Origin of the sequence: Rhodovulum sp. MB263, from assembly GCF_002073975.1 — a bacterium.
GTDB lineage: Bacteria > Pseudomonadota > Alphaproteobacteria > Rhodobacterales > Rhodobacteraceae > Rhodovulum.
Genome location: NZ_CP020384.1, coordinates 2,941,231 through 2,959,110, shown reverse-complemented (window position 1 = coordinate 2,959,110; position 17,880 = coordinate 2,941,231). Strand labels below are relative to the sequence as shown.

Here is a 17,880-nt window from a genome sequence, read left to right as displayed (position 1 = left end):
CGGGCTTGTTGTCCTTATCTGCGAGAGGGCTTCATTCATTCTTGGAACCCCGCTGGTTAGATGGGGCGCATGCCGAAGCCTGCCTCCCCCATGACCGCAGGATGAACTGGTCGGACGACAACGCCTTGCTGAACCGCTCAGGCCTGTCCGCCGCAACGCCTGAGCATGGAAACCCGACCGCCCCGCTGCGATCTCGCGTAACGAGATCCTGCAGGTGACGCGATGTCCGGGCCGAGCGCTCCGGGAGGAATGGGCCGGATCTCACATTCTAGGTCGCCTCGAAGCGCAGATGACCGGCCTCAGGCTCTTTGCTGAGCGCATCATGTCACGCGCCCCCGTCCGTCAGACTGCGGAAATCCAGATCCGTATCATTTGCCGTTGTCGCTCGGACCAATGGCGCGACATGGCTCATTCATGAACCGCTGTTCGGCCCTGGGAAAGGCCCGAGAGCGAAACTGTCGCCTGAAGCAGGCGGGGAAATGGCGCCTCACCCTGTGCTTCGATGAACTCAGCAAGGCCGATGGGCAGCATCCTGAAAAGTCAGAACCTCGCGGCCTGAACCGGGCCGCCTGATGATGTCCCGAGAGATGGTGTAGCTCACCGCGGGCCTCGCGCTTTCAAGCGGGCGGAGCTGGTCAGTCGCTCTGCGCCGCAGGCAGGCTGCCACCGAGATCATCGCAGACGGGCGCGAGCGTTTCCAGCGTCATGTATCTGGCGCGCTGGACCGTCCATTCCTCGGTCTGCTCCATGAGGATCGCGCCGACGAGGCGCCGGATCGATGCCTCGTTCGGAAAGATACCGACGACGTCCGTGCGTCGCTTGATCTCGCCGTTCAGCCGCTCGATCGGATTGGTGCTGTGCAGCTTGGTGCGATGCTGGGCCGGGAAGGTCATATAGGCCAGGACGTCCTCCTCGGCCGTGTCCATGAGCGTGGCCAGCTTGGGGAGCTTGCCGCGCATCTGGTCCGCCACGAGACGCCACTGGGCCTTCGCCGCCGCGTGGTCGGGCTGGGCAAAGGCCGTGGCGATGAATGCCGAGACCACCCGGCGGCTGTTCTTGCCGGCATGGGCGAGCGCATTGCGCTGGAAGTGGAGTGAGGCATGGTCGCCATTGGTTCGAGACCAATGCCGAACGCAGCGCTGCCAGGTCGTGGACAGGACCCGGGCGGTGGCGGCCTTGATGCCCTCATGCGCATCGCTGATCACAAGCTTCACGCCGCCGAGGCCACGGCGGACGAGGTCACGCAGGAACTCGGTCCAAAAGGGCTCGGCCTCGGAGGCCCTGATCGCCATGCCCAGCACTTCGCGCCTGCCGTCGGTGTTGACGCCCACCGCGAGCGTGACCGCAACCGATACGATCCGCCCGCCCTGGCGCACCTTGAGATAGGTGGCATCGATCCAGAGGTAGGGCCATTCGCCCTCGATCGGCCGTGTCAGAAAGGCGTCCACACGCTCGTCGATCTCCTCGCACAGTCGGCTGGCCTGGCTCTTCGACACCCCACACCCATGGCCTGCACCAGGTCGTCCATCGATCGCGTTGAGACGCCGTGGACATAGGCCTCCTGGATCACGGCCGTCAGGGCCTTCTCAACAGAGCGCCGCTGCTCGAGGAACGAGGGGAAATAGGAGCCGGTGCGCAGGCGCGGGATGCGCAGCTCGACGCAGCCGGCCCGGGTTTGCCAGTCCCGATCGCGATACCCGTTGCGCTGCGCCAGGCGCTCGCTGCTCTTCTCGCCATAGTCAGCACCGGTCTTGGCGCCGACCTCCAGCTCCATAAGCCGCTCGGCAGCAAAGCCGATCATCTCGCGAAGAAGGTCGGCATCGGCGTTCGGGGCGGCGCTCGGACCGATGGCGCGCCTGCCCCTCACTCTCTACCAGCGCACGCAGGTCCATCATGGGTTTGGTCATCGGGGGCAGCCCACGGTTCAGGTTGGCTCAGCAACCCGACCCTACCGAGAAACCCGATGGCCGCCGAAAGCTACACCACGCCCTGGGACGTCACCGGCCGCCTTGCCCGGAGGGCCAAACCCTCAAAGGATGCCGTCGCATGGACAGGAAGAAGAACACGACGAGCCCGTATCCGGCCGAGTTCCGCGAACGGGCGGTGCAGATGGTCGTCGACCATCTCGACAGCTATGCGTCTTTGACAGGCGCGGTGCGCGACATCGCCGGCAAGCTGGGTTGCTCGCCAGACAGCCTGCGGGTCTGGTACAAGCAGGCTCGGCGTGACAGCGGCAAGGAAGCGGGCCCGACCAGTGCCGATAAGGCCCGCATCAGGGAACTCGAGCGCGGGAACCGCGAGTTGCGGCAGGCGAACGAGATCCTGAACAAGGCCAGCGCTTGTTTCGCCCGGGCGGAGCTCGACCGCCCGTTCCGCAAATGACTGGCTTCGTTGATGAATTCCGGGAGGAATTCGGGGTCGAGCCGATCTGCCGCGTGCTGCCGATCGCCTCGTCAACATTCCATGCACGGAAGGCCGCCGCACGGGATCCATCGCGGGCATCGCCACGGATGCGGCGCGATGCCGGGTTGAAGGACAAGATCCGGAAGATCTGGTCTGACAACCGCAAACTCTACGGTGCGCGGAAAGTCTGGCATACCCTGAAGCGGGACAATGTCGCTGCGGCACGCTGCTCGGGCCCTGGAAGACGATGCAGGACGTCGAGCGGGAGGCAATGCACTGTGTGGATTGGTACAATAACGAGCGCCTCCTCGGATCGATCGGATACATCTCGCCGGTCGAGGCCGAACGGCGGTATCTTGATCGGATGCAGCCGATGGCTAAGGTCGCATGACGCCTTGAATGAAATGCCCTCCGGGCAAGTCGGCGCGGTTCACTATTACTACCAGCCGAAGGGTGAGACCGAGCAGAACCTCGGCCTGATGCGGCAGATTGACGGGCAGTTCCTGGAAACCCCGTTCTTCGGTGTCCGCCAGATGACCTGGCACCTGCGCAATGACGGGCACTTCGTGAACGAGATGCGGATACGCCGGCTGATGCGCCTCATGGGGTTGATGCCGATTTACCAGAAGCCCAACACAAGCAGGCCGGCGAAGGGGCACAAGACCTATCCCCATCTGCTGAGAGGCCTGCGCGTGGATCGCCCGAACCAGGTCTGGTGCTCGGACATCACCTATCTGCCGATGCGCCGCGGGTTCCTTTACCTCGTGGCGATCATGGACCGGCACACCCGCAAGGTTCTGTCCTGGCGGATCTCTAACACGCTGGAGGCTGACTTCGGCGTCGAAGCGTTGAAAGAGGCCATCCACAAGTTCGGCCCGATGGCCGCGGCGCGCGCTGAGGCCCGCGCCCTGAGGTCAGCGCCCGGCGGCGGAGCCGCCCGCCGGGCGGTTGGGGGGTACGACTACGCTCCGGAAATGCGCAGGCGCCGGCCTTTGTCGCGGTGACGCGCATGCAGGTAGGCGGGCAGCAGCAGGCATGCCGGCGAGACCAGCACCATGATTTCGCGCAGCAATCGCGGGGCTTCCGAAAGCGAGAAGAATATCGCAGCATAGGCCAGCAGAACGTGAAAGGCAAAGACCTGCAGTGAATGCTGGCCAATGAAAACGAGCGGCCGGAACGATGCCAGCGCGTGCAGGGCCCGGGCCGCGGCCTGCAAAAACGGGTTCCGGTCGGTTTTCCCCGCGATCAGCAGCCAGCTGACGACATAGAGATCGGCTAAGAAATTGAGCAGCCGCAACGCGGAGAAATGGTTGCGGTTATAGGAGAGTTCACCAAAGAATCCGGTTTGAGGGAGGGCGTTGAAATAGCGCAGGCGAATGGCCGTAATGGCAAAGGTCGCGCTCAGGGCCAAGCAGATAAAAAAAATCGTTCGCGCGTCGTCGTGATGCAGAAAATCCGGCGACAGCCTTTCCTGTGCTAGAAGCATTCCGGCGACAAGGCCGCCGACATATAGGATCTGCCAGGCAAATCGATTGAAATAAAGCCCCAGATGGATGTTCCTTGCGTCAAGTCCCGTTGCCTCGCCGATGGCCTGAAGCAGATGCGTCGGCAGCCCGGTCTGGGCCAGCGCCCAGAGGGCGACGGATGTGGTCATGATCAGCGCATATCGTCCCTTCTGAAGCTGGATCAGGACGATCGGTGTCAGCGCGACAAAGATCGCATACATCGGCAGGATATCGAGATAGCGCGGCGCGGATATCAGCAGGAAACCGAAGGCGCTGAAAAGCAGCGGCGCCTCGCTCCAGCCCGGATCGAGATCTGATGGCCTGGTATAAAACAGGAGCACCCCTAGCGTGATCGCGGCCATCAGAAGTGCATGATAGATATAAATGGTTCTTGTCCGGGTTATGAGGCCCTGGAGCATGGACGCGCGCGATTGCCGGATCAGCCGCTTGCCGTAGACGATGCCGATGACGAGCCCCGAGAGGAAGACGAAGCCCTGCGCGTCCTCGACCCAGCCCAGCCGGTGATGGTTCAGGGTTCCGACAAGGGTGTGACCGTCTCGCGAGAGATGCGCCATTGTCATCATTGCGAGAAAGAAACCTCTCAAGCCATCTATTTCTGAAATCCGCATGCGCAAATTCCCGATTTGGAAAGAACGGTTTATGGAAAGGAATCGTTAAATGTGCAGAGATTGTATCTTTGTGCGTGAAAAAGAAAAGGCGCCCGCTGGGGCGCCTTTTCCTGTCCGACTGGCGGCAGATTTGCCGGGTCGTCAGTTCTTCGACTTGTCGACCATCTTGCCCGCGGTGATCCAGGGCATCATGTCGCGCAGTTTCTCGCCGACCTGTTCGATCTGGTGGGCGTCGTTGTTGCGGCGGGTGGCCTTGAAGGAGGGCTGGCCGACGGCGCATTCCTGCATCCAGTTCCGCACGAAGACGCCGGACTGGATGTCGTTCAGAACCGCCTTCATCCGCGCCTTGGTCTCTTCATAAGGCAGAACCCGCGGACCCGACACGTATTCGCCGTATTCGGCGGTGTTCGAGATCGAGTAGTTCATGTTGGCGATGCCACCTTCATAGATCAGGTCGACGATCAGCTTCACTTCGTGCAGGCATTCGAAATAGGCCATCTCGGGGGCGTAGCCCGCCTCGACCAGGGTTTCGAAGCCCATCCGGATCAGCTCGACCAGACCGCCGCACAGAACCGCCTGTTCGCCGAAGAGATCAGTTTCGCATTCTTCCTTGAAGCTGGTCTCGATGATGCCCGAGCGGCCGCCGCCGATGGCCGAGCAGTAGCTCAGGCCCAGTTCCAGCGCCTTGCCGGTGGCGTCATTGGCGACCGCCACGAGGCAGGGCACGCCGCCGCCCTTGACATATTCGCCGCGCACGGTGTGGCCGGGGCCTTTCGGTGCCATCATGATGACGTCGACACCGGGCTTCGGCTCGATCAGGCCGAAATGCACGTTCAGGCCGTGGGCGAAGGCGATGGCGGCGCCTTCCTTCAGGTTGTCATGGACGTATTTCTTGTAGGTTTCGGCCTGCAGCTCGTCGGGCATGGTGAACATGATCAGGTCGCACCAGGCGGCGGCTTCGGCGATGCCCATGACCTGAAGGCCTTCGGCTTCGGCTTTCTTCGCCGAGGCCGAGCCCTCGCGCAGCGCGACGACGATGTTCTTGGCGCCCGAGTCGCGCAGGTTCAGCGCATGGGCATGGCCCTGGCTGCCATAGCCCAGGATCGCCACCTTCTTGTCCTTGATCAGGTTGATGTCGCAGTCACGGTCGTAATACACGCGCATCGCGGTGCTCCTTCTTGAGGGTCGGTTGATGCGAATTTAGGCGCATCCCGAACGGAATGGGTTTCATTTCTTTGATGGATCGGAGATATATGTGAAAATTCATTCGTCGTAGTGGCGTTATGTGAAATGACCATTCCCTTGGACGATGCCGACCGCCGTCTGTTGCGCTACCTTCAGGCCGAGCCCTCCCTCTCGACTGCGGATCTGGCCGAGCGGGCCGGGCTGACGGCGGCGACCTGCTGGCGGCGGCTGGAAAAGCTGCGCGCGAAGGGTGTGCTGCGGGGGATCCGGGCGGTGATCGACTGGCGCGCGCTGGGCTATTCGGTCGAGGTGAGCCTGCGCTTCTCGCTCGACAAGACCGACCCGCGTGCCTTCGACGAATTCATCGCCGCGGCGCGCGGGGTGCCCGAGGTGCGCGAGATCCAGAGTTTTCTGGGCCGGGTCGATGTCCGGCTGAACATCCTGGCCCGTGACATGGCCCATTATCAGGAGCTGTACCGCACCCGGATCCTGACCCTGCCGCATATCGCGGATATCGAGGCGCTGATGCATGTGGCCGATATCAAGCGCGCCGAGGCGCTGCCGCTGTGATCGAGCTGGACGAGAGCGACCGGAAGATCCTGCGCGCGCTGGCCGAGGATGCGACGCAAAGCGCGGGGGCGCTCGGGCGGCGCTTCGGGCTGAGCCAGCCCGCCTGCTGGCGGCGGATCCGGCGGCTGGAAGAGGCGGGCGTCATTGCCGGGCGGCGCGTCGATCTCGATGCCGAGGCGCTGGGCTTCTCGGTCAGCGTGTTTCTGGGGGTGAAGCTTGCCACCAAGGGCAGGGTCGGGCTCGAGCAGTTCGAGCGCGCGGTGACCGCGATCCCCGAGGTGCAGACGGTGCAGCATGTGCTGGGGCTGTTCGATTACCGGCTGAAGGTGGTCGCCCGCGACCTGCCCGATTTCGAGCGTGTGTTGCGGCGCCGGATCATGACCCTGCCCGGGGTCGGCAATGTCGAGGCCAATGTGATTCTCAGCGAGGAACGCCTGCCCGGGCCGCTGGGATAGGGCGCAGGCGCCGGATGGCCCTCCGACGCCCGGGCCTCTGGTGGGGGCTCAGCCCCGGACGCCCATCCCCAGCCGCATCAGCGTCTTGCGGATTGGTTTCAGGGCGTAAAGGCTGGCGACGCCCGCCGCGCGCAGGTCGCGGAGCGGTTGCGCCGATTGCATCGAGGCGCGGTTTAGCAGGTCGATGCCGGTGACGCGGGCCAGCACCTCGGCGTGGCGACGGCGGTGATAGAGATCGAGCATGGCCTTTTCGCCGATCCGGTTCGGCGCGGCGCGGCACAGATCGAGCAGGACGCGCAGATCCGCGAGGCTCATGTTCAGCCCCTGCGCGCCTATGGGGGGCACCACATGGGCGGCCTCGGCGATCAGCGCGCTGCGCTCGCCCGACATGCGATGCGCGATCTGGCTGATGATCGGCCAGACGCTGCGGCGGGTTTCCAGCCTGAGGGGACCATAGATCGCGCCAGACCGCGCGGTCATCTCGGCATTGAACTCGGCCTCGGGCAGGGCGGCCAGGCGCAGCGCCTCGGGGCCGCGCTCCATCCAGACGATGGCCGAACAGGGCCGGCCGTCGCGGTCGGGCAGCGGCACCAGCGTGAACGGCCCGCCCGAGCGGTGGATCTCGGTCGAGACATTGCCATGGGGCTCGGGATGGGTGACGGCGAAGGCCAGCGCCTTCTGGCCATAGCGCATGGTGCGCACGCCGATCCCCAGCGCCTCGCGGACGGGCGAATTGCGGCCATCGGCGCCGATCAGCAGCCGGGCCGAGACCTTGGTGCCGTCGCTGAGATCGACCAGCGCCTCAGCGTCACGGGTCAGCACGGCGGCGGTGCCGGTGCCGGGGCGGAAGGTGACATTGGGCAGGTCTTCGAGCCGCTGCACCATCTCGCGCCGCAAGAGCCAGTTGGGCAGGTTCCAGCCGAAGGGCAGCTCGGAGACGTCCTTCGCGTTGAAGTTGCGGGTGACGCGGGGAGAGGGGATCTTGCCGCCGGCATCGACGATTCGCATCACCTGCAGGTCGGTGGCAAAGGGCGCGAGCCGGTCCCAGAGCCCGGCGGTCTTGAGCATCTGAAGCGAAGGCTGCAGGAAGGCGGTGGTGCGCAGGTCGGCACCCTCGGCGGTTTCTTCGGTGACCGGAGCCGCGGGGTCGACGCAGAGGACGGAATAGCCCTCGGAGCCGAACAATGCCGCAGCGGTCAGTCCGGCGACGCCGCCGCCGGAAATCAGGATATCGGTGGAAATGCGGGTCATGTCGGTGCCTCCTGACCCTCAGATAGCCCGGCGGCTTCCGGGGGCCAAGGGGCGGGGATCAGCCGCGGCTGATCCAGATCAGCATGCCGAGGCAGACCCAGGAGGCGACGACCGCGGGCAGGTAGAGCCCAAGCACGCCCCATTGCAGGATCGAGACGATCCAGAGGCAGCCGAACCCGCCCAGGAGATACCAGATATTGTCGGCATCGCCCTCGTTCACGTCCTTCAGGATCCAGCCGATCAACGGCACGGCATAGACGATGCGCAGCCAGCGCGGCGTTTCGGCGGCGGGCGCCTCTGACGTTTCCAAGGTCATGCTATTCTCCCTTTGCTGATCCCGATATGGGGGGTGAGGCATGGAACCCCACGCGGCATCCCGTCGCACACAACGGTGTCCGGGGCAAGGCCGACTAAAGGCGCCCGAGCTGTCCGAGAAAGGCCGTGAGGTCGCTCGTGTGATGGTGGATATGGGCCGCCGTCTCGGGCGTGGGGGCGACATGGATGGTGCGCATGCCCATCTCATGCGGCGCGGCGAGGTTGCGCGCATCGTCCTCGAAGATCGCGGCCTCGCCGGGGGTGATGCCGCCAAGCGCTGCGATGGTCTCGAAGGCCTCGCGCCGGGGCTTCGGGACATAGCCCGCATCCTCGACCCCGAAGACCGCATCGAAGATGCCGTCGAGCCCGCGTGCGGCCAGGACCCGTTCGGCATAAGGCGCCGAGCCGTTGGTATGGACGATCTTGCGGCCGGGCAGGGCCGCGATCCGGGCCCGCAGCTCGGGATCGGGCGAGAGCCGGTCAAGCGCGATGTCATGGACATGGGTCATGTAGGGGCCGGGCTCGACCCCGTGCAGGTCCATCAGTCCGGCCAGCGTGGTGCCGAAACGCGCCCAGTAGCTTTTCCGCAGCCGGTTGGCCTCGTCCTCGGGCACGCCGAGCGCCGACATCACATAGTCGGTCATGCGCCGCTCGATCAGCTCGAACAGCCGGGCTTCGGGCGGATAAAGCGTGTTGTCGAGGTCGAAGACCCAGCCGCCGAGGTTCGATAAATCTTTAACCATCATGCGCCCTTGGTAGGCTGCTGCGGCAATCGGCACAAGCGCCGGGGCTTGATTTGGCCCGCTTCGGAGTCCTATTGTCTACCATCGTATGCAGGAGCCAGCGACATGAAGGACGTGAGACCCGCGCAGAAGGATGCCTACGAGCTGATTCTCGAGGCCATTGACGTGGGGGTTTATCGTCCCGGGGACCGGCTTGTCGAGAGCGAGCTTGCCGAGCGTTTCGGCGTCTCGCGGACGCCGATCCGCGAGGCGCTGCAGCGCCTCGAGACGCAATCACTGTTGTCGCGCGACGGCCGCAGCCTGATCGTGGCCTCGCTGACCCATGACCAGATGGCCGAGCTTTACGTCGTGCGCGCCGAGCTCGAGGGGCTCGCGGCGCGGCTTGCGTCGCGGCATGCCACCGCCGAGGAGATCCGGGTGCTGCGCAGCATGGTCGAGGACGATTTCAAGCTACTGACCGACCCGGCGGCGCTGGCGCGGGCCAATCGGCGGTTCCACAAGCAGATCCATCTGGCGTCGCATAACCGCTATCTGGTGCAGCAGCTCGATCTGGTGCACCGCACCATGGCGCTGATGGCCACCACCTCGCTGGCCGTCGACGGGCGCGGCCGCGATGCCTTGTCGGAACATGACGCGCTTGTCTGCGCGATCGAGGCCGGCGATGGTGACGCCGCCTATGACGCGCTGAAACGCCATATCTCGATTGCCTTCGAGACCCGGTTGCGTCACGACGCCGACGCGATGCTGGCCGAGGGCTGATCGCCCGGCTCGGCGCGCCGGGCCGTGGCGACGGCTTTGCCTGTGGGACTTCTGTCGAACCGGAACCCGGCGGTTAGGTCTGGGCGCGCCAAAATCCCATCTGCTCCGGTCCTGTCTGATCCAGCCCTGTCTGGCCCGATCCTGCCCGTCCCGGTCCTGGAGGCGGGCAGCGCCGCGTCCCGCTCTCCCAGGCCATGACGGGTCTTGTCCCAGTAGAACGGCCGCGTGGCCATTTCCCAGAGCGCCTTGTAAGAGCCGAGCGAGGCCAGCGGGAAATAGACATGCAGGCTTGGCAGCAGCGCGATGAGGCCCGGCTTTCCGGCGCGCCAGAGCCCGACCGCGCCCACCGCCAGATTGATTGCCTCACAGGCCAGGAACAGCTTGAAGGCCAGCCACAGACCGGCCGGGCCGAGGCTCGCGGCCAGCGGATGCGGCAGGCCCAGCGGCAGCAGCCAGAACGACCACAGCAGCGGGGCGAAGACGAACTGGGTCAGGCTGCCCAGAAACAGCACCTGCATGCCGAGACTGGCCCAGGGGCCGAGCTGGCGCAGAAGCAGGCCCGGGCGGCGGCTGTGGGTGGTCCAGGTCATGGCGTAGCCCTTGAGCCAGCGCGAGCGTTGCCGCACCCAGGGCCAGGCGCTGCAATTGGCCTCTTCCTCGGTGACGCTGTCGAGGAATTCGGTGCGGTAGCCGTGACGCGCGAGGCGGATGCCGAGATCGGCATCCTCGGTCACGTTATGCGCGTCCCAGCCCCCGAGCGCCTCGAGCGCGGGGCGACGGAAGAACAGCGTCGTGCCGCCCAGGGGCACTGGCAGGCCGATCCGCGCGAGCCCGGGCAGGACCACGCGGAACCAGGCCGCATATTCGGCGGAAAAGCAGCGGGCCAGCCAGTTGGCGCGGGCATTGTAGAAGTCGAGCACGCCCTGCAGGCAGGCGACCTCGGGGCCGCAGCTGTGGAAATGCGCGACCATGCGGCGCAGCTGGTCGGGGGCGGGGGCGTCCTCGGCATCGTAGATCCCGATGATCGAGCCGCGACAGAATTCCAGCGCATAGTTCAGGGCCCTTGGCTTGGTCTTGATCTGGCCCGGGGGCACGGTGAGGGCGCGCATCCAGGGCGGCAGCCGGGCGGCGTCGAGCATGGCACGGGTGTCCAGATCGTCGGCCTCGGTGACGAGGCAGATGTCGAGCAGCGCACGCGGATAGTCGAGCCGGGCAAGCCGGGCGATCAGTCGCGGTGCCAGTTCGGTTTCGCGGTGCAGCGGCACCAGTATCGAGACCGCGGGCAGCCGGGCGATGGTGGGGACCGGATCGGACGGCCTGTGCCGGGCGCGGTGCCGCGCCCGGATCTGCGCCGCCGCGGCCGCAAGCTTGAGCCCCGATCCCAGCGCCAACCAGAGCATGGTCCAGAGCGTCAGCAGCAGGAGGACGGCCAGCGGCGCCGCCAGCAGGGCGAGGCCGAGGCCCGAGAGACCCAGCACCAGCGCCGCGCGCGGGCCGGCATGATACCAGAACCGGCAGCTGTCCCAGTCATTGACCCGGGTTTCGGCGGCGCGCGCCAATGCCGGGCCGCGGCAGGCCGCCAGCGCCTCCTGCAGTTCGGCCTCGCGGCAGATCACCATCACCGCAGGCTGCAACCCGGCCGGCAGGTCGGCCCGCAGCTCCTCGAACCGCTCGGGCCGTGCCGAGGCGATCAGCGTGGCGCCCCCGACCCGGCGCCAGGGCAGCAGGCCGTCGCGCAGGCATCGGGCCGGACCGAGCAGGTCGATCAGCCGGGGATCGGGAGGATACGAGTCGAAATCGGCGCGGCCGGTCTCATGCAGCCGGCAGAGCGTGGCATCGATCTCGTCGGGCGGCACCAGCCCCTCGGCGATCAGCAGATCCGCCAGGCGGATTTCCATCCTCGCCCGTTCGCTCAGCGCCCGGCTCAGGGTCTCGGGCGAGAGCGCCCCCGAGGCCAGCAGCAACTCGCCCAGCCGCAGGTCGCTTGGGCGGCGGGGCGTGGCAAAGTCGGAGACATTGGCGCGACGGCTGCGTGCCGATGCGAGGGAAATGACCTGCGGCATGGGGCTCCCGTTTGACGAGAAACCCGGCCTTAATGACCCGTTAAGGTTAACCCAAGGTAAAGTGACGCTGGGCCAGGGGCATTTTTGCGCGTTTGGAAACAATTCGTGACCCGGTCGGGAGCGGTCAGGGCCGGGACGGGTCAAGGCAGGGACGGGCTAAGGCCGGGTCGTCCTGTTCCCGGACGATCCGGCCCCCCGGATTTGGCCCCGGAATACGGATCCGGGGCGCGCGGTCAGACGTCCTCGATCCGGATCGCGACCGGGTCGCCCACCACCACGCCGGTGGCGGCGAAGCCCTTCAGCGCCTGATCCAGGGCGTCGCGGGTGGTCTTGTGGGTCAGGAACAGCACCGGCGCGGTGGTCTCGCTGTGTCGGGTCTGGCGCATGCGATCGATCGAGACCCCGGCCTCGCCCAGCACCGCCGCCACCTTGGCCATGGCGCCGGGCTTGTCCTGCAGCTCGATCCTCAGATAGTAGGGCGCCGCGACCGTGGCCCGGGCCGGGCGCGCCGCTTCGAGCCCAGCCGCGGGCTGCCCGAAGGTCGGCACCCGGAAGCCGCGGGCGATGTCGACGACATCCGACATCACCGCGCTGGCGGTCGGGCCTTCGCCCGCCCCCGCGCCGCGCAGCACGATCTGGCCCACGGCGTCGCCTTCGAGCACGACCATGTTGGTCGCCCCCTCGAGCTGGCCGAGCGGCGAATTCGCCGGCACCAGGCAGGGCGACATCCGCTGTTCGAGCCCGCGCCCGGTGGTTTGCGCCACCCCCAGAAGCTTGATGCGAAAGCCCATATCGGCGGCGTTGCGGATATCGACGATCGAGATCCGCTCGATCCCCTCCAGCTCGACCGCGTCGAAATCGACCCGCGAGCCGAAGGCGATCGAGGTCAGAAGCGCCAGCTTGTGGCCGGCGTCGATACCGCCGACATCGAGCGTCGGATCGGCCTCGAGATAGCCCAGAGCCTGGGCCTCCTCGAAGACCGTTTCATAGGGCAGGCCCTCGCGTTCCATCCGGGTCAGGATATAGTTGCAGGTGCCGTTCATGACGCCCATGATCCGGTCGATCCGGTTGCCGGCAAGCCCCTCGGTCAGGGCCTTGACCACCGGGATGCCGCCCGCGACCGCGGCCTCGAAGCGGATCACCCGGCCGGCCGCCTCTGCGGTCTCGGCCAGCGCCTGGCCATGGATCGCCAGCATCGCCTTGTTCGCCGTCACCACATCCTTGCCCGCGGCCAGCGCGGTCTCGGTCGCGGCCTTGGCGGGGCCGTCCGAGCCGCCCATCAGTTCGACCAGGACATCGACATCGTCGCGGCGGGCCAACGCCACCGGATCGTCTTCCCAGGCATAGCCCGACAGATCGACGCCGCGATCCTTGCCGCGGCTGCGCGCGGAGACTGCCGTGACCACCACCGGCCGCCCGCTGCGCTGGGCCAGCAGATTGGCGCGCGACTGCACGATCTTGACGACGCCGACGCCGACGGTGCCGAGCCCGGCAATGCCGAGGCGCAAGGGGGTGGTCATGTGGCAACTCCCGGGTCACTGTATCTTGGTTCGCCGGTTGTTAGCGCGAAGGCGCCGGGCTTGCAACGCGACTACGGTGCCGTCCCATGCCACGGAAGGCACAGGCCGTGACGACGACGGGGACGATTGCGGGGACGACAGCGGGAACCTGCGTTCGGAAATCGCGGATCAGATATCGCGGTCGCGGAGCCGTGCTGCGCGGGCCCGGAGCCGCGCGGCACGGCTTTCCAGGCTGTCGGGCGACACGGAGCTGCCGCGCAGGGTGCGGGCGCTGGCCAGAAGCGGGTCGATCGGCGCGATTTCGGGCACGAGCGTCGGGCCCGCCGCAGCGCGTTCGGCGGCGTCGATCTCGGGAAAGTCGGCGCAGGCAGCCAGCATCGGAAGAACCGCTGCGGCAATGCAAAGGGGCAAGCGTGCCATCGGTTCCTCCGTTGACCCCGCGCAACATAAACGCGGCGGCCGGGCAACGGCAAGACGGTGTGGCAGGGCAAGGCGGCGTTGTGCGGGGGGGCGAAGGGGGACGCAGGGATTGAACTGAACGCATGTTCAGATATTCTGGCGCGATGGCACGTACATCCGGTTCGCATTCCGAGATCACCGGCCCGCGGCTTCGGGCGGCGGCGCAGGCCTTGTTCGCGCGGCACGGCTATGCTGCGGTCTCGATGCGCCGGATCGCGGCCGAGGTCGGGGTACAGGCCGGTGCACTCTACAACTACATCCCCGACAAGCAGGGGCTCTTGTTCGAGCTGATGAAAAGCCATCTCGACGAGTTGCTTGCCGCCTGGGAGGCGCTGCCCAAGGGGCGTGGCCCGCGCGACGCGCTGGAGGCCTTCACCCGCTTTCACATCCGTTTCCATCTCGACCGGCCCGATGCGGTCTTCATCGCCTATATGGAGCTGCGCAATCTCGAGCCCGGGAATTTCCGCATCATCGAGGCGCTGCGGCGGCGCTACGAGACCGTGCTCGAGGATATCCTGCGCGAAGGCGGGGCGCGGGGCGTCTTCGAGGTGGCCGACAGCAAACATGCCGCCTTCGCGGTCATCGCCATGCTGACCGGCGTCACCACCTGGTATCGCGACGAGGGGCGGCTGAGCCGCGCCGAGGTCGAGGATCTTTACTGGAGCATGGTGAAAAAGGCGGTCTCGGCCTGACGGCAATGGGGCGCTCAACCGGAATGCAGGCCTTGAACACACGAATCCCGCCGAGGGGTCCCGGCGGGGTCCGCGCCAAAAACGGCCTGTGACGGTCCGCTTACTTCTGCGGTTCGCCGGTCACGATGCCGCGGATGAACTTGCTGACCGGGCTGTCGCCGGTGGATTTGCTGTTGCCGCCCTTGGCCGAGGGAAGCTCGGTGTCGAACATGGTCGACTTGTTGCTCAGCAGCGGCCATTTCATCATGTCGGAGATCGGAGTCGAGCCGGTGGTCAGTTCGACCTGCGACTTGCGGCCCGACAGCAGCGGCCACCGGAGCTGGCTCGAAAGCGGGGTCGGGTCGTCGGTCTTCAGCTCTGTTTTCGATTTGGACGAACTCAGGAGCGGCCAGTTCATCCGATTCGAGAACGGAGTCGGGTCGTCCAGGAGTTGCGCGGGCTTTTCCGAAGATTTGTCAGTCATGATCCACCTGTGTTGATCCTGTCCACCAAAATGAATTGGCTTCCCTACAAAGATGGCGACTTCGTCGCGTCGGACAAGGTGCTTTTTCGCCGCGTCTGGCGCGCCAAGGCTTGACGGGCCGTCCGGCGCCCAACATGTCCGCAGCCTACGCGCCCTTCCGCCGGATACAAGGGCGACCCGTGTTGGCCCCGAAGGCGGGGCGTCAGGCGGTTCGGGGCAAGAACAGGAGAAGGACGCAGGCATGTCGGACGAACTCGCCACGCTCAGGGTTTCGCAGATCCGCCGGGTCATCGGGCTGGGCGTGCTTGTCGCGCTGGCGGGGCTTCTGATCCAGATCGGGATGGTGCACCCGCCCGAGGGGATCGGCTACCGCGTCCTGCTGCTGGGGATGGGGGCGGGCGCACTGGCGCTGGCCGAGCTGATGCGGCGCGCGACCGCGCGGCGGCTGATCCTGACCGGGGCGGGTCTGTTCGACGATACCGGTCGCGAGATCGCCCGGATCGAACGGATCACCGGGCTCGATCGCGGCATGCTGGCCTTCAAGCCCTCGAACGGGTTCTCGCTGAGCCTGACAGAGCCGCTGCCCCGGGCCTGGGCGCCCGGGGTCTGGTGGCGCTTCGGGCGCCGGGTCGGCGTCGGCGGCGTGACCTCGGCGGGCGAGGCCAAGGCGATGGCAGAGATCCTGACCGCGCTGCTGCAGAGCCGCAGCGAACAGCGCTGAGGCGGCCATGACGGGACATCGGGCAAGGATCGGGTGCTGCCGGCGGTGGCGCTGCGGGGCGCGGAGGGCGGGGCCCGGCGCCGGCCCTCTGCGGCGGTCGTCGGGGCTGCGGGGCGGGGCGGCGGTGCAGGTCCGGACCATATGGACAGCGGCCCCGCGCGGCCGATATTGTTCGGCATGAGCTTGCCCCCCGGATTCCTCGACGAGTTGCGCACACGGACCTCCATCGCCCAGGTGGTGGGGCGCAAGGTCATGTGGGATGCGCGGAAGTCGAACCAGGGCAAGGGCGATCTCTGGGCGCCATGTCCGTTTCACCAGGAAAAGACCGCCAGCTTCCACGTCGACGACCGGCAGGGCTTTTATTACTGCTTCGGCTGCCACGCCAAGGGCGATGCCATCAAGTTCGTGCAGGACACCGAGAATGTCGGCTTCATGGAGGCGGTCGAGATCCTGGCCCGCGAAGCCGGGATGCCGATGCCCGCGCGCGATCCTGCCGACAAGGTCAGGGCCGACCGGCAGACCCGTCTGCTCGAAGTCATGGAGGTGGCGCAGCGCCATTACCGGATGCAGATGCAGACCGGGGCTGCGGCCGAGGCCCGGGCCTATCTGGCGCGGCGCGGGCTGTCGCCCGAGGCCCAGGCGCGCTGGGAAATCGGTTTCGCGGCGCCCGGCTGGCAGGGGCTCTGGGACCATCTGACCGGGTGCGGGCTGGATCCCGACCTGATTCTCGCCGCGGGGCTGGCGCGGGCCTCCGACAAGGGCCGCAAGCCCTATGACGTCTTTCGCAACCGGATCCTGTTTCCGATCCGCGACGGGCGCGGCCGGGTCATCGCCTTCGGCGGCCGGGCGATGGACCCGAACGACAATTCGAAATACCTGAACTCGCCCCAGACCGAGCTTTTCGACAAGGGCCATACCCTGTTCAACCTCGCCCGGGCGCGCGAGGCGGCGGGCAAGGGGCAGCCGCTGATCGTGGCCGAGGGTTACATGGATGTGATCGCGCTGTCCGAGGCGGGATTCGGCGCGGCGGTCGCGCCCCTGGGGACCGCCGTCACCGAACACCAGCTGCGGCTCTTGTGGCGCGTCCATCCCGAGCCGGTGATCGCGTTGGATGGCGACAGGGCCGGGATCGGGGCGGCGCGGCGGGTGATGGATCTGGCGCTGCCGCTGCTCGAGGCCGGGCAGGCGCTGCGCTTTGCGATCATGCCGCCCGGTCAGGACCCCGACGAAGTGATCCGCGCGGGCGGTGCGGGGGCGATGCGCAAGATCCTCGACGAGGCCCGGCCGATGGTCGCGATCCTGTGGGAACGCGCGATCGAGGACCGGGTCTTCGACAGCCCCGAGCGCCGCGCCGCGCTGGAGCGCGACCTGGCCGCCGCGGTCGAGAAGATCCGCGATCCGACATTGCGTCATCACTATGACGAAGAGCTCAAACGCCTGCGCTGGGAGTTGTTCCGTCCGGCCCGCGGCGGTGGCGGCGGCGGGGCCGGGCGCAAGGGAGGCTGGACGCGCGAGCCGCGCCGCCGTCCGGTCTCCAGCACCAAAAGCTCGGAACTGGTGCAGGCGCTGCCGCGTTTTGAGGAAGAGTTGCGCGAGGCGGTCATTCTGGCCACGCTCATCATCCATCCGGGGCTGATCGCGCGCTTTGCGGGCGAGCTAGAGGCGCTGGTCTGCGCCACGCCCGACCATGCCGCGTTGCAGCAGGCATTGCTGGTTCTGCCGCCGCCGGAGGAGGGAATGCCTTTTCGTGAGGCGCTCGAGGCACGAGTTGGCCCCGGGCCTCTTGAAAAGCTGTTCTCGCTCAGCCATGTGCGCATAGCGCCGCCGGTTCATGATCCGGAGGATCACGAAAAGGCCGCTCTGTGCATCGCGCATGAAGTCGACCGCCTGATGCGCCTGCGCGGCGCGGAACGGGATATCGAGGAAGGCATGCGTGATCTCGAGGGGTTTGCCGACGAGGGGGTTACCTGGCGACTGAGCCAGGCCGCCAGGGCGCGACATGGCGCCGGACCGTCCCAGGAAGAGGACGCCGCCGACTTCGAGCTTGCCCCGAACGGGGCGCATGTGGACCGGGACGAACGCGATGCCTTTGCCGACCTTCTGGGCCGAATCGAATATGGCAAGGGCAGAACGTAACGCCGCAATGT

Annotated in this window: 15 protein-coding genes, 4 pseudogenes and 1 other annotated feature; of the genes and pseudogenes, 9 read left to right on the top strand and 10 right to left on the bottom strand. The window is 66.6% G+C overall.

What is annotated here, in order from left to right; all coding sequences use genetic code 11:
• Positions 1–635 precede the first annotated feature (635 nt).
• Positions 636–1,907 (bottom strand): annotated as a pseudogene (locus tag B5V46_RS13785) (IS256 family transposase).
• Here B5V46_RS13785 and B5V46_RS20885 point away from each other — a divergent pair.
• The 3 pseudogenes from B5V46_RS20885 to B5V46_RS20265 all read left to right on the top strand — a co-directional run.
• Positions 1,894–2,256: pseudogene (locus B5V46_RS20885) on the top strand (hypothetical protein); the annotation flags it as partial. The pseudogenes B5V46_RS13785 and B5V46_RS20885 sit on opposite strands and share 14 nt — an antisense overlap.
• An 80-nt stretch (positions 2,257–2,336) precedes the next feature.
• Positions 2,337–2,453, top strand: a sequence feature (AL1L pseudoknot).
• Positions 2,379–2,621 (top strand): annotated as a pseudogene (locus tag B5V46_RS20880) (IS3 family transposase); the annotation flags it as partial. (Overlaps the previous feature by 75 nt.)
• Before the next feature lie 216 nt (positions 2,622–2,837).
• Positions 2,838–3,278, top strand: a pseudogene (locus B5V46_RS20265) (DDE-type integrase/transposase/recombinase); the annotation flags it as partial.
• A gap of 86 nt (positions 3,279–3,364) precedes the next feature.
• Here the strand turns inward: B5V46_RS20265 and B5V46_RS13770 are convergent.
• Both B5V46_RS13770 and ilvC read right to left on the bottom strand, forming a co-directional pair.
• Positions 3,365–4,537 (bottom strand): OpgC family protein, encoded by a 1,173-nt coding sequence (locus B5V46_RS13770; RefSeq protein WP_080617131.1) that lies wholly within the window; start codon positions 4,535–4,537, stop codon positions 3,365–3,367.
• Between the two features lie 141 nt (positions 4,538–4,678).
• Positions 4,679–5,701 (bottom strand): ketol-acid reductoisomerase, encoded by a 1,023-nt coding sequence (gene ilvC / locus B5V46_RS13765; protein ID WP_080617130.1) that lies wholly within the window; start codon positions 5,699–5,701, stop codon positions 4,679–4,681.
• A gap of 126 nt (positions 5,702–5,827) precedes the next feature.
• Between ilvC and B5V46_RS13760 the strand changes: the two genes are divergently transcribed.
• On the top strand, positions 5,828–6,292 hold the full coding sequence (locus B5V46_RS13760; protein WP_080617129.1) for an Lrp/AsnC family transcriptional regulator: 465 nt from the start codon (positions 5,828–5,830) through the stop codon (positions 6,290–6,292).
• Positions 6,289–6,747 carry an Lrp/AsnC family transcriptional regulator gene (locus B5V46_RS13755; RefSeq protein ID WP_080617128.1) on the top strand — a complete coding sequence of 153 codons (459 nt, stop codon included), beginning with the start codon at positions 6,289–6,291 and terminating at the stop codon, positions 6,745–6,747. Before B5V46_RS13760 ends, B5V46_RS13755 begins: the two co-directional genes overlap by 4 nt.
• Before the next feature lie 48 nt (positions 6,748–6,795).
• Here B5V46_RS13755 and B5V46_RS13750 read toward each other — a convergent pair whose 3' ends face one another.
• From B5V46_RS13750 to B5V46_RS13740, 3 genes are all read right to left on the bottom strand, one after another.
• Positions 6,796–7,998: a UbiH/UbiF family hydroxylase gene (locus tag B5V46_RS13750; protein WP_080617127.1), complete on the bottom strand. Its 1,203-nt coding sequence runs from the start codon at positions 7,996–7,998 to the stop codon at positions 6,796–6,798.
• Positions 7,999–8,056: 58 nt separating this feature from the next.
• Complete coding sequence (locus B5V46_RS13745; protein ID WP_080617126.1) at positions 8,057–8,314, bottom strand: hypothetical protein; 258 nt, start codon at positions 8,312–8,314, stop codon at positions 8,057–8,059.
• A 94-nt stretch (positions 8,315–8,408) separates the two neighbouring features.
• Complete coding sequence (locus B5V46_RS13740; RefSeq protein WP_080617125.1) at positions 8,409–9,059, bottom strand: pyrimidine 5'-nucleotidase; 651 nt, start codon at positions 9,057–9,059, stop codon at positions 8,409–8,411.
• Positions 9,060–9,161: 102 nt separating this feature from the next.
• Between B5V46_RS13740 and B5V46_RS13735 the strand changes: the two genes are divergently transcribed.
• Positions 9,162–9,815 carry a GntR family transcriptional regulator gene (locus tag B5V46_RS13735; RefSeq protein ID WP_080617124.1) on the top strand — a complete coding sequence of 218 codons (654 nt, stop codon included), beginning with the start codon at positions 9,162–9,164 and terminating at the stop codon, positions 9,813–9,815.
• Here the strand turns inward: B5V46_RS13735 and B5V46_RS13730 are convergent.
• The 3 genes from B5V46_RS13730 to B5V46_RS13720 form a co-directional block, all read right to left on the bottom strand.
• Positions 9,782–11,878 (bottom strand): glycosyltransferase family 2 protein, encoded by a 2,097-nt coding sequence (locus tag B5V46_RS13730; RefSeq protein ID WP_080617123.1) that lies wholly within the window; start codon positions 11,876–11,878, stop codon positions 9,782–9,784. The two genes, B5V46_RS13735 and B5V46_RS13730, sit on opposite strands and share 34 nt — an antisense overlap.
• Positions 11,879–12,111: 233 nt before the next feature.
• Positions 12,112–13,398, bottom strand: a complete 1,287-nt coding sequence (locus tag B5V46_RS13725; protein ID WP_080617122.1) for a homoserine dehydrogenase — start codon at positions 13,396–13,398, stop codon at positions 12,112–12,114.
• 168 nt (positions 13,399–13,566) lie between these two features.
• Positions 13,567–13,818 carry a hypothetical protein gene (locus B5V46_RS13720; RefSeq protein ID WP_080617121.1) on the bottom strand — a complete coding sequence of 84 codons (252 nt, stop codon included), beginning with the start codon at positions 13,816–13,818 and terminating at the stop codon, positions 13,567–13,569.
• Between the two features lie 143 nt (positions 13,819–13,961).
• Here B5V46_RS13720 and B5V46_RS13715 point away from each other — a divergent pair, with 143 nt between their 5' ends.
• Positions 13,962–14,549 (top strand): TetR/AcrR family transcriptional regulator, encoded by a 588-nt coding sequence (locus B5V46_RS13715; RefSeq protein ID WP_080618066.1) that lies wholly within the window; start codon positions 13,962–13,964, stop codon positions 14,547–14,549.
• Between the two features lie 100 nt (positions 14,550–14,649).
• Here the strand turns inward: B5V46_RS13715 and B5V46_RS13710 are convergent, their stop codons facing one another.
• Positions 14,650–15,012, bottom strand: coding sequence for a hypothetical protein (locus tag B5V46_RS13710; protein WP_155774061.1), 363 nt, complete (start codon positions 15,010–15,012; stop codon positions 14,650–14,652).
• A gap of 241 nt (positions 15,013–15,253) precedes the next feature.
• On the opposite strand from B5V46_RS13710, the gene B5V46_RS13705 reads away from it, so the two are divergent.
• A complete protein-coding gene (locus B5V46_RS13705) occupies positions 15,254–15,733 on the top strand; it encodes a hypothetical protein (RefSeq protein ID WP_080617119.1) in 480 nt (159 codons plus the stop codon).
• Positions 15,734–15,910: 177 nt separating this feature from the next.
• On the top strand, positions 15,911–17,869 hold the full coding sequence (dnaG, locus tag B5V46_RS13700) for a DNA primase (protein WP_080618065.1): 1,959 nt from the start codon (positions 15,911–15,913) through the stop codon (positions 17,867–17,869).
• Positions 17,870–17,880 lie beyond the last annotated feature (11 nt).

Coding starts and splice junctions, on each gene's coding strand:
- B5V46_RS13715 (WP_080618066.1), top strand. CDS start 13,962: ATGGCACGTACATCCGGTTCGCATTCCGAGATCACCGGCCCGCGGCTT.
- B5V46_RS13725 (WP_080617122.1), bottom strand. CDS start 13,398: ATGACCACCCCCTTGCGCCTCGGCATTGCCGGGCTCGGCACCGTCGGC.
- B5V46_RS13750 (WP_080617127.1), bottom strand. CDS start 7,998: ATGACCCGCATTTCCACCGATATCCTGATTTCCGGCGGCGGCGTCGCC.
- B5V46_RS13745 (WP_080617126.1), bottom strand. CDS start 8,314: ATGACCTTGGAAACGTCAGAGGCGCCCGCCGCCGAAACGCCGCGCTGG.
- B5V46_RS13770 (WP_080617131.1), bottom strand. CDS start 4,537: ATGCGGATTTCAGAAATAGATGGCTTGAGAGGTTTCTTTCTCGCAATG.
- B5V46_RS13705 (WP_080617119.1), top strand. CDS start 15,254: ATGTCGGACGAACTCGCCACGCTCAGGGTTTCGCAGATCCGCCGGGTC.
- B5V46_RS13735 (WP_080617124.1), top strand. CDS start 9,162: ATGAAGGACGTGAGACCCGCGCAGAAGGATGCCTACGAGCTGATTCTC.
- B5V46_RS13760 (WP_080617129.1), top strand. CDS start 5,828: ATGACCATTCCCTTGGACGATGCCGACCGCCGTCTGTTGCGCTACCTT.
- ilvC (WP_080617130.1), bottom strand. CDS start 5,701: ATGCGCGTGTATTACGACCGTGACTGCGACATCAACCTGATCAAGGAC.
- B5V46_RS13710 (WP_155774061.1), bottom strand. CDS start 15,012: ATGACTGACAAATCTTCGGAAAAGCCCGCGCAACTCCTGGACGACCCG.
- B5V46_RS13740 (WP_080617125.1), bottom strand. CDS start 9,059: ATGATGGTTAAAGATTTATCGAACCTCGGCGGCTGGGTCTTCGACCTC.
- B5V46_RS13720 (WP_080617121.1), bottom strand. CDS start 13,818: ATGGCACGCTTGCCCCTTTGCATTGCCGCAGCGGTTCTTCCGATGCTG.
- dnaG (WP_080618065.1), top strand. CDS start 15,911: ATGAGCTTGCCCCCCGGATTCCTCGACGAGTTGCGCACACGGACCTCC.
- B5V46_RS13730 (WP_080617123.1), bottom strand. CDS start 11,878: ATGCCGCAGGTCATTTCCCTCGCATCGGCACGCAGCCGTCGCGCCAAT.